14 protein-coding genes are annotated in these 14,098 nt (G+C 72.0%); 7 read left to right on the forward strand and 7 right to left on the reverse strand.

Translation table 11 applies throughout. The annotated features are described in order from the left end of the window. Window positions 1-9: 9 nt before the first annotated feature. From IEY99_RS08320 to IEY99_RS08330, 3 genes are all read right to left on the reverse strand, one after another. Window positions 10-1,683 carry an alpha/beta fold hydrolase gene (locus IEY99_RS08320; RefSeq protein WP_189201087.1) on the reverse strand — a complete coding sequence of 558 codons (1,674 nt, stop codon included), beginning with the start codon at window positions 1,681-1,683 and terminating at the stop codon, window positions 10-12. Beyond that, window positions 1,680-2,102 carry a hypothetical protein gene (locus IEY99_RS08325; RefSeq protein ID WP_189201089.1) on the reverse strand — a complete coding sequence of 141 codons (423 nt, stop codon included), beginning with the start codon at window positions 2,100-2,102 and terminating at the stop codon, window positions 1,680-1,682. The genes IEY99_RS08320 and IEY99_RS08325 overlap by 4 nt, the downstream gene beginning before the upstream one ends. Before the next feature lie 379 nt (window positions 2,103-2,481). Then, on the reverse strand, window positions 2,482-3,126 hold the full coding sequence (locus IEY99_RS08330; RefSeq protein ID WP_189201091.1) for a LysE family translocator: 645 nt from the start codon (window positions 3,124-3,126) through the stop codon (window positions 2,482-2,484). A gap of 102 nt (window positions 3,127-3,228) precedes the next feature. On the opposite strand from IEY99_RS08330, the gene IEY99_RS08335 reads away from it, so the two are divergent. Next, on the forward strand, window positions 3,229-4,137 hold the full coding sequence (locus tag IEY99_RS08335; RefSeq protein ID WP_189201093.1) for a cyclase family protein: 909 nt from the start codon (window positions 3,229-3,231) through the stop codon (window positions 4,135-4,137). Between the two features lie 162 nt (window positions 4,138-4,299). Here the strand turns inward: IEY99_RS08335 and katG are convergent, their stop codons facing one another. From katG to IEY99_RS08350, 3 genes are read right to left on the reverse strand one after another with little or no spacing between them, the layout of a single operon-like run. Continuing rightward, entirely contained in the window at window positions 4,300-6,570 is a 2,271-nt protein-coding gene (katG, locus tag IEY99_RS08340) for a catalase/peroxidase HPI (RefSeq protein WP_189201095.1), read from the reverse strand. A 19-nt stretch (window positions 6,571-6,589) separates the two neighbouring features. Beyond that, a complete protein-coding gene (locus IEY99_RS08345; protein WP_189201097.1) occupies window positions 6,590-7,027 on the reverse strand; it encodes a Fur family transcriptional regulator in 438 nt (145 codons plus the stop codon). 38 nt (window positions 7,028-7,065) lie between these two features. After that, a complete protein-coding gene (locus tag IEY99_RS08350) occupies window positions 7,066-7,464 on the reverse strand; it encodes a winged helix-turn-helix transcriptional regulator (protein WP_189201099.1) in 399 nt (132 codons plus the stop codon). A gap of 75 nt (window positions 7,465-7,539) precedes the next feature. On the opposite strand from IEY99_RS08350, the gene IEY99_RS08355 reads away from it, so the two are divergent. The 6 genes from IEY99_RS08355 (at window position 7,540) to IEY99_RS08380 (ending at window position 13,563) form a co-directional block, all read left to right on the forward strand. Further along, window positions 7,540-8,472 carry an NADP-dependent oxidoreductase gene (locus tag IEY99_RS08355; protein WP_189201100.1) on the forward strand — a complete coding sequence of 311 codons (933 nt, stop codon included), beginning with the start codon at window positions 7,540-7,542 and terminating at the stop codon, window positions 8,470-8,472. A gap of 94 nt (window positions 8,473-8,566) precedes the next feature. Beyond that, a complete protein-coding gene (locus tag IEY99_RS08360) occupies window positions 8,567-9,592 on the forward strand; it encodes a methyltransferase (protein ID WP_189201102.1) in 1,026 nt (341 codons plus the stop codon). Beyond that, window positions 9,586-10,485: a VOC family protein gene (locus IEY99_RS08365; RefSeq protein WP_189201104.1), complete on the forward strand. Its 900-nt coding sequence runs from the start codon at window positions 9,586-9,588 to the stop codon at window positions 10,483-10,485. Before IEY99_RS08360 ends, IEY99_RS08365 begins: the two co-directional genes overlap by 7 nt. Window positions 10,486-10,506: 21 nt before the next feature. Next, on the forward strand, window positions 10,507-12,102 hold the full coding sequence (locus tag IEY99_RS08370) for a DegT/DnrJ/EryC1/StrS family aminotransferase (protein ID WP_189201106.1): 1,596 nt from the start codon (window positions 10,507-10,509) through the stop codon (window positions 12,100-12,102). A gap of 10 nt (window positions 12,103-12,112) precedes the next feature. Continuing rightward, the gene (locus IEY99_RS08375; protein ID WP_189201108.1) at window positions 12,113-13,066 is read left to right on the forward strand and encodes a TIGR03619 family F420-dependent LLM class oxidoreductase; all 954 of its coding nucleotides are present in this window, start codon (window positions 12,113-12,115) and stop codon (window positions 13,064-13,066) included. A 77-nt stretch (window positions 13,067-13,143) separates the two neighbouring features. Next, the gene (locus IEY99_RS08380) at window positions 13,144-13,563 is read left to right on the forward strand and encodes an ester cyclase (RefSeq protein WP_189201110.1); all 420 of its coding nucleotides are present in this window, start codon (window positions 13,144-13,146) and stop codon (window positions 13,561-13,563) included. A gap of 96 nt (window positions 13,564-13,659) precedes the next feature. On the opposite strand, the gene IEY99_RS08385 is transcribed toward IEY99_RS08380, so the two are convergent. After that, a complete protein-coding gene (locus tag IEY99_RS08385) occupies window positions 13,660-14,025 on the reverse strand; it encodes a VOC family protein (protein WP_189201113.1) in 366 nt (121 codons plus the stop codon). Window positions 14,026-14,098 lie beyond the last annotated feature (73 nt).

Consider the following 14,098-nt stretch of genomic DNA (forward strand, 5'->3'; position numbering starts at 1 on the left):
GAAGGCGGGCTAGGCGGTAGCCACGTAGTAGGCGGTTCGGACCCTGCGCTTCGTGAGCCCGCCACGTTCCTTTCCGGCACGGACCGTCCACGTCTTCCCGGACTGGTCGATGCCGGTGCTTGCCCGGCCGGCCCACACCATCTCGCCGTTGCCACAGCGGTAGAAGCCCACGAGGCTCGGGTTGCTTTCCTGGATGCCCCAGCTACCGCCGGTGCGTAGTCGGCACTGTGCGCCGTTGTCGAGGTCCAGTCGAATCGGTAGCCGGATACCGCTGTATTCGGCCGGGCCGGTGGGCAGGGCCGCGCCGATCGCCCCCTCCATCCATTTCCGTACGACCTGGCGGCTCGTCGGATCGCTGAGACACAGCACCGAGTCCTGCCCGGCTTCCACCCAGCAGGCGTCGGCCATCTCTGCGTCAGGGCTGCAGTAGTAGATGTTCCCGCTTCTGGCCGCGGGGCTGGCGGTGTTGAAGCTGCAGTCCACCCCGTCCCCGCCCCCGTCCACCACTCTCCAGCCGGAGGCCACCTCGCCGGCTGAGGTGACCGGCGCGAGGTTGCGGACCGCCGTACCCGGCTCGAGTTGGTGCAGATAGTCGTGCAACGAGTCGGTCGCATGATCCAAGGCGGGGCCGTGCCCGGTGACATGGAGATGACTGCAGCCGGCGGTCCACACAGCGACACCCAGGTAGACGACCAGTCCCGGGGTGAACCGGTCTTCCAGCAGCCCGTCCAGAGCGTTTCCGTCCACCTGCAGTTCTGCGTTGGCACTGAGGAGCGCACTGATGATCCCGGCGGAGCCTCCCCGACCGGCCGCCTTGACCGTCCGCATCATCGAGTCGTTGGTGATCGTGCAGCTGTCACTCTCGAGGCGGACCTGCTGTCCCTTCGGCCACTGGTCCTTCTGAGCGATGTGCAGGTAACCGTGCTGGCTGTCGACGGGCACGATGCCATCGCTGTCGAGTGGGATGTCGTAGAGATGGAAAGGGCCGAAACTCCGCTTGACGGTGATGTCGCCGGCGATGGCCGTCACGCCCGCCGCCGCAGGCAGGTAGGGCGGTAGCCCGCCGACGCAGCCAGCCGCCATGTCGGCGCCGTTCTTGTGCGGCGACAGACAGGTCTGGGCGTTCGATCCCACCGGCGGAACGGCCTTGTCGCCCAGCTCCTGCCGCACTTTCTGCCATGCCGACGCCACGCCGGTGTTACCGAACGGGCTGCCGAGATAAGGCGTGCCGAAGGTGATCAGTCCGCCGATGCGTTCCCCCACCTCTTTGCTCCGGGCGGCGTAGAGCGACGCCAACCCGCCCATGGAATGCGCGACCAGAATGATCTTGCCGTCACCGCCGCTGATGTCGCTGTAGGCAGTGGAGACCTTGGCGATGTAGGTCGCCAGGCAGCCGGCTACGGTGTCGTCGGCTGCCCACGTCGTGCTGTGGCGGCCATAGTCGAAGTAGAAGGGCTGGATCCGCCCCCCGGTCCGCTTCCGCAGCTCCTCCCCGGTCTCCTGCATGGCTTCGCCACCGACGGTCCAGCCGTGGACGAAAACGACCGGCCGTCGGTCGGCGGACTGGTGGGCGGTCGGCTCGGTGGAGTTCCCGTCACATCCATCGGCCCGGGCAGCGGTTGGCGGGACGATCAGCGAAGCCGCGACCAGCAGCAGGGCGGTCAGTGCGCTGCAGGACCTCATGCGTCCGGCCTCCCATCGACCAGCTTCCAGTCACCTGCGAGGTGCAGCAGCGTGAAGGTCCAGCGGGGGCTCGTGCCGGCCGGCGGGGTGGCCACCGTGCCCCGGACCTCTGCCGAGTGGCCGTCGAGGTACGTGAACGTGGCGAGGTCGAAGTCGATCGAGCCCAGCGACGCCAGCTGCCCGGTCGCGGCGGGTTCCAGGGCTTGACCGGATGGCACCACGAGGGCAGCCCGCAGGTCCGCCTCCTTGCCGGAGGTCAGCTGCTCGGACAGCGAGGCCGCGCGCGGGCTGCCGAGGGGGCTGGCGCTCGGCTCGCCACCAGCGCTCCTGGGCATCCCGGTCGGCGCCCCTGCCGTCACCTCGCTGTCTCGCAAGGTCCATCCCAGCCAGCCGAACCCGGCGACCAGTGCAACCGCCACCAGCAGGAATCTCCCCGCCCGTCCTCCGACTCCCCGTGGCATGGCGCCTCCCAGGTCGACTGCCAGCGATTGTCGGTGGCTCCATCCGGGTCGAGAAATTGCTCGGCCTGGGGTGCCAGAAAGTCCACCGAACGGCGTGAGTGCGCGACGTGCAGCCCCTTTCTGCGCCGACGATAGCGGGCCGGGTGCCGACAGGTATCGGCTCAGCGGGCCACGACGCAGCCCACGCGTTTCTCAGCCGTTGATGATCGGCGATCGGCCCTATCCGTGCGGATGAGTACGGCCGGCTTCGGCAGCGGTGATGTCTGACCACACCGGATTGCTGGCACGAAGGAGAAAGACCGCATGCGGGAACAGGCCATTGTGCGGATTGCCGCCGTCAGGCGGCGGCCGCCGGGGTACGGTCGGTGGCCAGCCGCACCGCGATCAGGCCGAGGACGGTGCCGGTCACGTGCCGCTGCACCCGCAGCCAGCCCGGGCGCTTCGCCAGGAAGACCGCGATGCCGCCGGCCGCCAGCACCAGAACGCCGTTGACCAGCAGACTCACCAGGATCTGCGTGCCGCCGAGCAGGAATCCCTGCAGGACGAGGTGGCCCGCCCGTACGTCGATGAACTGGGGGATGAGCGAGGCGTACATGATGGCCGCCTTCGGGTTGAGCAGATTGGTCATCAGCCCCATGACGAAGAGCCGCCGGTCGGAGTCCGGCGGCAGGTCGACCGGCGCGAAGACCGACGTGCCGCCGGGCCGGACCGCCTGCCACGCCAGCCAGCCCAGGTAGGCGGCGCCGGCGAACTTGACCGCGGTGTACAGCTGCGGCACGGCGGTGAACACGACCGACAGCCCGAGTGCCGTGGCGGCGACGTAACAGAGGAAGCCGACGCCGACGCCGAGCAGCGAGACCAGCCCGGCCCGGCGGCCCTGGGTGATGCTGCGCGACACGACGTACATCATGTTGGGCCCGGGGGTGAGGACCATCCCGAGCGCGACCATGGCGACCCCGAGCACCGCTCCAACCGTGATCATGGGCCGACGCTGTCACGGCGGCCCGCGCCGGTCGACGGCCAATCACCGTCCCGTGGCCCGCGGCCGCTTCCGCCCCTTGCCGGGCTGGTGGATCATGGCTGCATGACCCAGTACCGCGCGGTGTTCGACGCCGAGGTGACTTTCCTCAACGAGGGTGGCCTGCAGACGCAGGGCTTCCGGCTGGACATCCCGGGCCCCGCCGTCACCGACGACGAGCTGGGCGACCTGTTGATCCGCCATCTCGGCCTGCTGATGGTGGACCGGGTACGGATCCTGCGCTCGGAGGTGGTGGCCGAGCCGCACAAGGGCTCGCGCGGTGTCCCGCCGGCCGGCACACCGGCGGCGGCCGCCCGGCTGGTGGAGCTCAACCACGTGATCACCGCCGGCATGACGACGTATCCCGGGCTGCCGGGGCCCGAGATCACTCCCCACCTGACCCGCGAGGACTCCCGCGCCCACTACGCGCCGGGCGTCGAGTTCGCCATCGACCGCCTGAGCATGGTCGGCAACACGGGCACCTACCTGGACAGTCCCTTCCACCGCTATGCCGACGGGGCCGACCTCGCCGGCCTGCCCCTGGAATCCGTCGCGGACCTGCCGGCGGTCGTCGTGCGGCTCACCGACAGCCGGGAGCGCGGCGTGGGACCGCAGGCCCTGGCCGGCCTGGAGCTCGCGGGCACGGCGGTGCTGCTGCACACCGGCTGGGACCGCCACTGGGGCACCGAGGCGTACGGTGACCCCGCACCGTTCCTCACCGAGCAGGCCGCCGAGCTGCTGGTCGACGCCGGCGCCCGCCTCGTGGGCATCGACAGCGTCAACATCGACGACACCCACGGCGGCGGCCGGCGCCCGGCCCACTCGATCCTGCTCCGGGCGGACATCCCGGTGCTGGAACACCTCACCGGGCTGGCCGGTCTGCCGGTCACCGGGGCTCGGCTGCACGCGGCCCCGCCCCGGGTACGCGACTTCGGCACGCTGCCGGTCCGCGCGTACGCCGTGGTCTCGCCGTGATCAAGGGCTCCCGGAGAACGAGCGATGCGGATCGATCCGTGTCCCGGCGGGCGACGACCGAGATCTCGCCGGCGGCGAGGTGCGGGACATCGCCCCGCCGGATGCCGGACGGCGCGGCCGGCGGAGCGTCGCTCCGCCGGCCGCGCCGGGACCGGGCCGGGATCAGGCCAGGTCGAACCGGTCGAGCTCCATGACCTTGGTCCAGGCCGCGACGAAGTCGGCCACGAACTTGTCGCGGGCGTCCTCGCTGGCGTAGACCTCGGCGAGGGCCCGCAGCTGGGAGTTGGAGCCGAAGACGAGGTCGACCGCGGTGGCGGTCCACTTCACCTCGTCGGTGGCCACGTCCCGGATCTCGTACACGTGCTCCTCGGACTCCGACGCCTTCCACCGGGTGCCCGGGGAGAGCAGGTTGGCGAAGAAGTCGTTGCTGAGCACGCCGGGCCGGTCGGTGAGGACGCCGTGGCGCGAGCCGCCGACGTTGGCGCCCAGCGCGCGCAGACCACCGATGAGGACGGTCATCTCGGGCGCGGTCAGGTCCAGCATGTACGCCCGGTCGACGAGCAGCACCTCCGGCTGGGTCTTCTCGCCGGACCGCAGGTAGTTGCGGAAGCCGTCGGCACGCGGCTCGAGGACCCGGAACGACTCGACGTCGGTCTGCTCCTGGGTGGCGTCCGTGCGGCCCGGGTGGAACGGGACGGTCACCTCGACGCCCGCGTCGCGCGCCGCCTTCTCGACGGCGGCCGAGCCGGCCAGCACGATCAGGTCGGCGAGCGAGATCTGCGCGCCGCCCGCGGAGTTGAACTCGCGCTGGATGCCCTCGAGGGTGCTCAGCACCGTCGCGAGCTGCTCCGGCTGGTTGACCTCCCAGCTGCGCTGGGGCTCCAGCCGGATCCGGGCGCCGTTGGCACCGCCGCGCTTGTCGGTGGAGCGGAAGCTCGCGGCGGAGGCCCAGGCGGTGGAGACCAGCTGGGCGGTGGTGAGGCCGGACTCCAGCACCCTGGCCTTGAGCGCGGCGACGTCCGCGTCGCCCACGAGCTCGTGGGTGACGGCCGGCACCGGGTCCTGCCACAGCTGGGCCTCCGGGACCCAGGGGCCCAGGAAGCGGCTGACCGGACCCATGTCGCGGTGCAGCAGCTTGTACCAGGCCTTGGCGAAGGCGAGCGCGAACTCGTCGGGGTTCTCCAGGAAACGGCGGGAGATCTTCTCGTACGCCGGGTCGAAGCGCAGCGACAGGTCCGTCGTGAGCATCGTCGGCTTGTGCTTGCGCGACGGGTCGTGCGCGTCCGGGATGATCTCCTCGGCGTCCTTGGCGACCCACTGCTTGGCGCCGCCGGGGCTCGTGGTGAGCTCCCACTCGTAGCCGAAGAGGATCTCGAAGAACCGGTTGCTCCACTGCGTCGGCCGGTCGGTCCAGGTCACCTCGAGGCCGCTGGTGATCGTGTCGGCGCCCTTGCCGCTGCCGTAGCTGCTCAGCCAGCCCAGGCCCTGCGCCTCCAGCGGGGCGCCCTCGGGCTCCGGCCCGACGTGGCCCTGCGCGGGGGCGGCGCCGTGGGTCTTGCCGAAGGTGTGGCCGCCGGCGATGAGGGCGACGGTCTCCTCGTCGTTCATCGCCATCCGGCCGAAGGTCTCGCGGATGAAGTACGCCGCGGCCCGCGGGTCCGCGTTGCCGTTCGGCCCCTCGGGGTTGACGTAGATGAGGCCCATCTCGGTGGCGCCGAACTCGTCCGCCATCTTGGCGTCGCCGAGGTAGCGCTCGTCGCCGAGCCAGGTGTCCTCCGGGCCCCAGAAGATCTCCTCGGGCTCCCAGACGTCCGCACGGCCGAACGCGAAGCCGAAGGTCTTGAAGCCCATCGACTCCAGGGCCACGTTGCCGGCGAGCACCAGCAGGTCGGCCCAGGAGATCTTCTGGCCGTACTTCTGCTTGACCGGCCAGAGCAGCCGGCGGGCCTTGTCGAGGTTGGCGTTGTCGGGCCAGCTGTTGAGCGGGGCGAACCGCTGGTTGCCGTCGCCGGCCCCGCCGCGGCCGTCGTGGATGCGGTAGGTGCCCGCGGCGTGCCAGCTCAGCCGGATCATCAGCCCGCCGTAGTGGCCGAAGTCGGCCGGCCACCACTCCTGCGAGGTGGTGAGCACCTCGACGATGTCCCGCTTGAGGGCCTCGACGTCGAGCTTGGCGAACTCCTTGGCGTAGTCGAAGTTCTCCCCCAGCGGGTTGCCCTTGGACGAGTGGGCGTGCAGCACCGACAGGTCGAGCTGGTTGGGCCACCAGTCCCGGTTGGTGCGCGGACGGCCGCCGGTCTTCGGGGTCGGCGAGTCGATTGCCGGGTTCTCGCTCTCGCTGCCGTGCGCGGTCACGGAGTCGTGCGCGACCGGACAGCCGGCGGCAGCCTTCTGGTCCACGCCCTGCGCGCTGGCGGGGACGTTGTCCTGGCTCATTGTCTTTCCTTCCGAACTGCTACTCGGATCTCTGGGGCGTGCGGTCGGTCGCGCAGTCGGGGCAGGTGCCCCAGTAGACGACCTCTGCCTCGTCGACCACGAAGCCGTGGTCGCCCGAGGCGGTGAGACAGGGAGCGTGGCCGACGGCGCAGTCGACGTCGGCGATCGCGCCGCAGGAGCGGCACACGACGTGGTGGTGGTTGTCGGCCACCCGCGACTCGTAGCGCGCGGTGGCACCGGCCGGCTGGATGCGCCGCACCAGACCGGCGTCGGTGAGCGCCCGCAGCACGTCGTACACGGCCTGGTGGGAGACCGTGGGGAGATCGGCCCGGACCAGCGCGATCACCGTGTCGGTGTCGACGTGCGGGTGGTCGCGCAGCGCGGCGAGCACCGCCAGCCGGGGCCGGGTCACGCGCAACGAGACCGCCCGGAGCTGCGCCTCGAAGTCGGACGTCACCCGACGACCATAGGCCCCTAGTCTGGAATAAATCAAGTTTACTGCGCCGCGTCGTACCGCTTCCGCGCGGCGTGGACCTCGGGGATGTGGGTCTCCGCCCACTGCTTGATCGCGCGTTGCAGCGGCACCAGCGCCTCGCCGAGCGGGGTCAGCGCGTAGTCGACCCGGGCCGGCACCGACGCCGTGACGGTACGGCTGACGAGGCCGTCGCGCTCGAGTTTGCGCAGGGTCTGGGTGAGCATCTTCTGGCTGGCCCCGGCGACTTCCCGGGCGAGGTCGGCGTGCCGCAGCGGACCGTCGGCCAGCGCGCTGACCACCAGCGTGAGCCACTTGTCGCTCAGCGCCGACAACAGCTCGTGGCCCGGGCACCCGGCCAGGTTGGCGTTGTACGCCCGGCGCGCCCGCTCCCGGCGCTCGGCGGCGGAGACGGTGGTCATGCGTACCTCCGGGTGCCCCAGGCACTTGCAGGTGCCTTCTTACCGATGCACCCTAATCTTCCTAGCGTCGACGGCATGCAAGCAGTCATCGTCCGCCGCTTCGGCGGCCCCGAAGTTCTCGAAATCGCCGACGTCCCCGCACCCCGGCCCGGCCCCGGGCAGGTGCTGATCCGGGTGGCCGCCGCCGCGGTCAACCGCATCGACCTCTCCACCCGGGCGGGCCGGATCACCGAGGCCGGGCTGCTCGCCCCGGCGCCCGCCGTCGCCCTCGGCTGGGACGTCGCGGGCGAGGTGACCGCGACCGGGCCCGGGGTCACCCGCTTCGCCGCCGGCGACCGGGTGATCGGGCTGCGCGACCTGCTCTCCGCGGCCGGCACCCAGGCCGAGCAGGTGGTGCTGGACGAGGGCGCGGTCGCTGCGGCCCCGGCGAACGCCAGTGATGCCGAGGCCGCCACCCTGCCGCTGGCCGGGCTGACCGCGGACCGGTCGCTGGAGCTGACCGGGCTGCGGCGCGGGCAGACGCTCCTGGTCACCGGCGCCGCCGGCGGCGTGGGCGGCATCGTCCTGCAGCTCGCCGCCCTCCGGGGCATCCGGACGGTCGCGGCCGCCGGCGCCGCCGACGAGCCGTTGCTGCGGCGACTGGGCGCGCAGCACGTGGTGGCGCCGACGGACCGGCTCGGCGCCGCGGTCCGGGACCTGGTCCCCGGCGGCGTCGACGCGGTGATCGACGCCGCCGTGGCCGGGATCGGTGCGCACGAGGCACTGCGCGGGGGCGGGGTCTTCGTCGCGCTGGTCGCGCCGTTCGCGCCGCCGCCGCTGCGCGGCACCCAGGTGGTGGTGCAGGAGGTCCATGCCGACGGCGCCCGGCTGGAAGAGCTGGCGGCCCTGGCCGGGGCCGGTCACCTGACGCTCCGGGTCGCGCAGACGCTGCCGCTGGCCCAGGTGGCCGAGGCCCACGAGCGGCTCGCCGCCGGCGGAGTGCGCGGAAGGCTCGTACTCGTGCCCTGAGCCGGGTCACCGCGAGAGAGCAAGCGAGGAGAAAGATTCGCCCGACTCGTCTGCATACGATCGCGGCACCCGGCGATCAGGGGGAGCCGTCACGATGACCAGCCCGTCGGCACCGACGACGTCCGCCGCCCAGACCCTCGCCCGGCTGCTCGTCGGCAACCAGCTCCAGCAGGCCGTCCACGTGGCGGCGCGGCTCGGCGTCGCGGACCGGCTGGGCGACGGGCCCCGCCACAGCGCCGAGCTCGCGAAGGAGGTCGGCGCCCATCCCGATGCGCTGCACCGGCTGCTGCGCGCGCTCGCCGGCCACGGCATCGTCGCCGCGGACGACGACCAGCGGTTCTCCCTGACCCCGCTCGGCGAACTGTTGCGTGCGGACCATCCGCGATCGGTGCTCCCGTTCGCACTCTGGTCCGGCGGCGTCAGCTACCAGGCGTTCGGCGCCCTGGAGCACAGCGTGCGCACCGGCGAGCCCGCGTTCGAGCACCTGTTCGGTCAGGAGTTCTTCGCCTACCTCGCCGCGCATCCCGAGTCCGGTGCGGTGTTCGACGCGATGATGTCGCGGCACACCGCACCGGTCGCGGGTGCGATCGCCGGGCACGACCTCACCGGCGCCGAGGTGGTCGTCGACGTCGGCGGCGGCCGCGGCGAGCTGCTCGCCGCCGTCCTGCGTGACCGGCCGGGCCTGCGGGGCGTACTGGTGGAACAGCCGCGCGTGCTCGACGAGGCCCGCCGGGTGCTCGCCCGGGCCGGCGTCGCCGACCGCTGCGAGGCGGTGGCCGGGGACGTCCACCGGCCGCTGCCGGCGGCCGACGTGTACGTCCTCAAGAGCGTGCTGCACGGGCTGGGCGACGACGAGGCGGTCGAGGTGCTGGCGAACTGCCGGCGCACCCTGCGGGCGGGCGGGCGTCTGCTCGTCGTGGAGTTCGTCCTGCCGCCGGGCAACGCGCCGAGCCCCGGCCTGCTGATGGACCTGCTGATGCTCGTCGGCTGCCACGGCCGCGAGCGCACGGCGGCCGACTTCGCGGACCTCTTCCGTCGCGCGGGTCTGCGGTTGGCCGGGATCACGTCGACCAAGCACGGTTACAGCCTCATCGAGGGTCGGGAGCCGGAACGATGCTAACGAAATCGCGCCTGATGTACGTCACCCTCCTCGTCCGCGACCTCGCCGCGTCCCGGCGGTTCTACGAGGACGTCCTCGGCCTGCGCGCCCTCGATCCGGACGACACGTCGGTGAGCTATCCGGTCGGCCACGTCATCCTCAGCCTGCAGAGCGCGCCGGACTCCGCCGTCGCGCTCGGCGAGCCGGACCGGTCCCTGACCCTGGCGTTGCTGGTCGACGACGTGGCCCGGACCCGGGCCGCCATGGAGGACCGCGGCGGCCGGCTGCGTCCCACCCAGACGTCGCGGGCCGGCACGATGGCGGAGTTCTACGACCCGGACGGGCACTGGCTGTCGCTCTACGAGGTGTCCGAACCGGCGATGGGCTGGCCGAGCGGGCGCAAGGTCGAGGCGCTGCGCGAGGCCTCCGCCGGGCACCGCAAGCCCGGCGACGACCACCAGGAGCTGCTCTACGTCTTCCTCTACGTACGGGACCTGCACGCGACGGAGGAGTTCTACCAGCGCATGCTCGGTCTCGTACCGATGGAGACGAACACCTGCCACCGCGGGGTGACGAGCGTCGCCGACGGCGTCGTTAAGTACGACGCCGGAGGGGTTCTCCTGACGACCCACCACGTCGGCGAGGGCGAGCACGCGGCACTGCACAAGGTGGCCACCGAGGGGTCGAAGGGCGTCGCGTTCGGATTCCACACCGCCGACCTGAAGGCCTCCACCGCCGAGCTGTCCGCGCGCGGGCTCGCCTTCGGCGGCGAGCCGGTGGTGTCCCGGATCGGGGCCACCGCCTCCTTCGAGGACCCCGGCGGCTACCGCTACTACCTGTGCGAACCCTCCGACGAGACCATGGCCGGGCCAAGCGGCGCGGAGATCCGGCGCATCCTCGGCGCGGACCTCTGACACCCGGGGAAGGAGGACACCATGGACTTCAAGGACCTCCGTGCCGCGCTCGCCGCCCTGGCCGGGCACGAGGCCGGGGACGGCGGCCCGGCGCAACCGGGCAAGGCGGTCAAGGACCTGCAGCTCGCCGCCTATGCGGCCCTCGCCGGCGACGAGGCCTACGACGAGTTCTGCAAGGCGTTCGTCACCAAGGACGACGAGGAGATCGCCGAGGTGGTCCGGCAGCTCACGAGCACGGCGGCGCCGCCCGCGGTGGCGGTCGTCCTGTCCCTGCTCCGCGACGCCGTCGGCCGCGACCGCTACGAGTCCGCGCTGCGGTCGGCGGGCCTGGGCAACTATCTGGACGTCCCGTACACGAGTACGGGCGCGGATCTCACCGGCAAGGCCGAGGAGCGTTACGTGCTCGAGGCCCTGCGGAGCAAGCGGCTCTGGCGCTACGAGATCCCCGCCGCCCGTTCGTTCGTCGGGCGCTTCGAGGAGGCCGCGGAGTCGCTGCTCGGGGTGAAGCACGTGCACGCGACGGTGTCCGGCTCCGCCGCGCTCACCGCGGCGCTGCTGGGCATCGGCGTCGGCCCCGGCGACGAGGTCATCGTTCCGGCCGTCACCTGGGTCGGCTGCGCCGACGCGGTGATCCTGTGCGGCGCCGTACCGGTCGTCGCCCAGGTGGACGAGACGCTCGGCCTCTCCGTCGCCGACGTGGCGCGCAACATCACCGCGCGGACCCGCGCGGTGATGGCGGTCAGCCTCTTCGGCGCGGCCTGCGACCTGGGCGGCCTGCGGGCGCTCGCCGACCGGCACGGCATCGCGCTGGTCGAGGACAACGCCCAGGCCGTGGGCGTGAGCTACCGCGGCCGCCGGGTGGGCAGCATCGGCGACGCGTCCGCCTTCAGCACGAAGTTCATGAAGTTCCTGGCCGCCGGGGACGGCGGCTTCCTCGCGACGAACTCGGACGAGCTCTATCAGTTCGCGGTGCTCTACACGGGCGGCCGCACCTTCCCGGCCCGCAAGCGCGGCATCGAGGTCGGCGACCGGATCATGCCCGCCACCGGCCTGCGGATGAACGAGCTCACCGGGGCGGTGGCGCTGGCCCAGCTCGAGCGCCTCGACGAGCTGCTCGGCCGCCTGCGGGTCGCACGGGACCTCATCTTCGGCGCGGCCGGGCCGGCGCGGACGTACCGGCGGGTGCCCGGCAACGACCCGGCGGGCGACTCGGGGTGGATGACCCCGCTCATCTTCGACGACGAGCGGGCCTGCCAGGCGTTCGTCCGCGCGGTGCGGGCCCGCGGGATCCGGCACGTCACGACGTCGCGGGAGCTGTTCGCCGGCGGCGAGATCGAGCACTGCTACGCGGCCATGAGCACGGACCGGTATCTGCCCACCACCGGGGCGCACTGGGCGACGAACTTCCGGGCCATGGTCGCCAAGGTCGGCATCGATCCCCGCCACGATCCCTGGGCCGGCTCGGATCGCGAGTATCCGCCGGGCTTCATGGACGAGAGCCTCGGCCTGCTCCAGCGGATCGCCTTCGTCCAGACCAACCCGCGGCTGGAACCCGCGCACTGCGAGACCATCGCGCGGGCGCTCTGCGAAGCCGACGCCGAGTGCGCCGCCCGGTGAGGGACCGAGGATGGACCTGGGAATCGACCTGCTGACCTCGGGGCCGCACGCCGGGGTGGCCGCGATCGTCCGGATGGCCCGGGAGGCGGAGGCCATGGGCTACGCCGCGGTGTGGACCCACGAGCGGATGCTCTACCCGGCGGGCGACGTCGCCCAGCCGCCGGGTCCGCCGCGGCCCCTGCCGATGTACTACCGGACCACCTTCGAACCCCTCGACACCCTGTCCTTCGTCGCCGCCCGCACCACCGGCCTCAGGCTGGGCACGAGCGTCCTGACCGCGCCGCTGCACCATCCGATCCCGATGGCGCGCCGGCTGGCCACACTGGACCGGTTCAGCGGCGGACGCCTGGTCGTCGGCCTGGGCCAGGGATGGATGCGGCAGGAGTACGAGGCCGCCGGCGTGCCGTTCGCGCAGCGCGGCCCCCGGCTGGAGGACTTCGTGGCGGCGCTGCGCGCGGCGTGGTCGCCAGACCCGGTCTCCCACGACGGTCCCTACTACCGGATACCGCCGTCGCACATCGACCCCAAGCCGCACCGCCCCGGGGGCCCGCAGCTCCTGGTGGGTGCCGCCGCCCCCGCCGCCATCGACCGGGCCGCCCGGATCGCCGACGGCTTCAACCCGACGTCGATGTCGCTCGCGCGGCTGACCGCGGCGATCGACCGGTTCCGGACGTCCGCCGCACGGGCCGGGCGCGACCCCGGCCGGCTGTCGGTCGTGGTCCGGGCCGCGACCCCGATCACACCCGCGGACCTGGGTCCCGGCCGTCCCTTCCTCGGCGGCTCGCCGGACCAGGTCGCCGAGGATCTCCGGCACCTCGCGGACCTCGCCGTCGACCATGTGCTGTTCACCAACGTGCGGCAGCCCCCGCTCGACGAGCAGCTCGGCCTGCTGGAGCGGATCAAGGTGGCCGCCGACCGCGCCGACCTGCCATCGAAAGTCTTTGATGCACAGACAATCAACTGAGCAAGCAAGGTGGGAGAAGCCATTTCCCCACGTCACACCTAGGCTCCGCGATATCGGCACATCGAGGAGGTTGGGAGATGACGCAGGCAGAAAGGCAGAAGAACCACGAACGCGCGATCCGGCGGATGACCGAGGCGTTCAACTCCGGCGAGGTCGACATCGTCGACGAGCTGGTCGAGGACGTCGCGGATCTGGAGAAGACGCCGATGCCCGGGACCTCCCGCGACAGGCTGGGCCTGAAGCTGAAGATCCAGCATCTCCGCGCGGCGTTCCCCGACGGCAAGTACAGCATCGAGGAGATGACGTCCGACGGCGACACGGTCACCTTCCGCTGGAAGCTGGAGGGCACCCACCGGGGCCGGTTCCTCGGCCGGGCGGCGTCGAACCGGAAGGTCAGCTTCACCGGGCAGGACGTGGTCACCTTCCGCGACGGCAAGATGGTCGAGCACCGGTCGCTCGACGAGAAGGGCGGCATGCTCCGGAGCAGGTTCCAGTAGCCGCCGGCGCCCCTGTGGATGCGGGCGCCCGGACATCACGCCGCACGCGACGCGCTCCGGTGCGCCCGCCTGACTCTCGGTCCCGCCCGGCACACCTCAGCCGTGCGCGGACGGATGACGCGGCTCGTACATGCCGATCCGGCCGCCGCTGGGCAGCGGGATCGACGTGAGCAGCCCCCAGCCCTTGTCGTCGACGTCGCCGGGCATGTCGACGCCCTTCTCCCGCAGCTCGGCGATCGTCGCCTTGACGTCGTCGCACAGCAGGTAGAACTCGCTGAGATCGCCCGTCTCCCCCCGCGGCACGCTCTCGGCCGGGTGCAGGGCCGCGTCGGCCGGGGGAAGCGCGAAGATGAGCCAGCCGCCTCCGCCGTCGGTCGCGGCGAGCCCCAGCTTGTCGCGGAGGAAGGCACGGTCCGCGTCCGCGTCGGCGCTGTACAGGACCACATGGGATCCGGTGATCATAGGTACTCCTTCTGGTGAGTACGTCCGTCCTGACCAGAGTGGCACTAGACGGGCGGTCCGGGTACCCGCAAAC

The sequence above is a fragment of the Couchioplanes azureus genome, from assembly GCF_014648355.1.
Classification (GTDB): Bacteria; Actinomycetota; Actinomycetes; order Mycobacteriales; family Micromonosporaceae; genus Actinoplanes; species Actinoplanes azureus.

Excerpts from the sequence above, each read along its gene's own strand:
- IEY99_RS08320 (WP_189201087.1), bottom strand. The coding sequence starts at position 1,683 with ATGAGGTCCTGCAGCGCACTGACCGCCCTGCTGCTGGTCGCGGCTTCG.
- IEY99_RS08330 (WP_189201091.1), bottom strand. The coding sequence starts at position 3,126 with ATGATCACGGTTGGAGCGGTGCTCGGGGTCGCCATGGTCGCGCTCGGG.
- IEY99_RS08335 (WP_189201093.1), top strand. The coding sequence starts at position 3,229 with ATGACCCAGTACCGCGCGGTGTTCGACGCCGAGGTGACTTTCCTCAAC.
- katG (WP_189201095.1), bottom strand. The coding sequence starts at position 6,570 with ATGAGCCAGGACAACGTCCCCGCCAGCGCGCAGGGCGTGGACCAGAAG.
- IEY99_RS08350 (WP_189201099.1), bottom strand. The coding sequence starts at position 7,464 with ATGACCACCGTCTCCGCCGCCGAGCGCCGGGAGCGGGCGCGCCGGGCG.
- IEY99_RS08355 (WP_189201100.1), top strand. The coding sequence starts at position 7,540 with ATGCAAGCAGTCATCGTCCGCCGCTTCGGCGGCCCCGAAGTTCTCGAA.
- IEY99_RS08360 (WP_189201102.1), top strand. The coding sequence starts at position 8,567 with ATGACCAGCCCGTCGGCACCGACGACGTCCGCCGCCCAGACCCTCGCC.
- IEY99_RS08365 (WP_189201104.1), top strand. The coding sequence starts at position 9,586 with ATGCTAACGAAATCGCGCCTGATGTACGTCACCCTCCTCGTCCGCGAC.
- IEY99_RS08370 (WP_189201106.1), top strand. The coding sequence starts at position 10,507 with ATGGACTTCAAGGACCTCCGTGCCGCGCTCGCCGCCCTGGCCGGGCAC.
- IEY99_RS08375 (WP_189201108.1), top strand. The coding sequence starts at position 12,113 with ATGGACCTGGGAATCGACCTGCTGACCTCGGGGCCGCACGCCGGGGTG.
- IEY99_RS08380 (WP_189201110.1), top strand. The coding sequence starts at position 13,144 with ATGACGCAGGCAGAAAGGCAGAAGAACCACGAACGCGCGATCCGGCGG.
- IEY99_RS08385 (WP_189201113.1), bottom strand. The coding sequence starts at position 14,025 with ATGATCACCGGATCCCATGTGGTCCTGTACAGCGCCGACGCGGACGCG.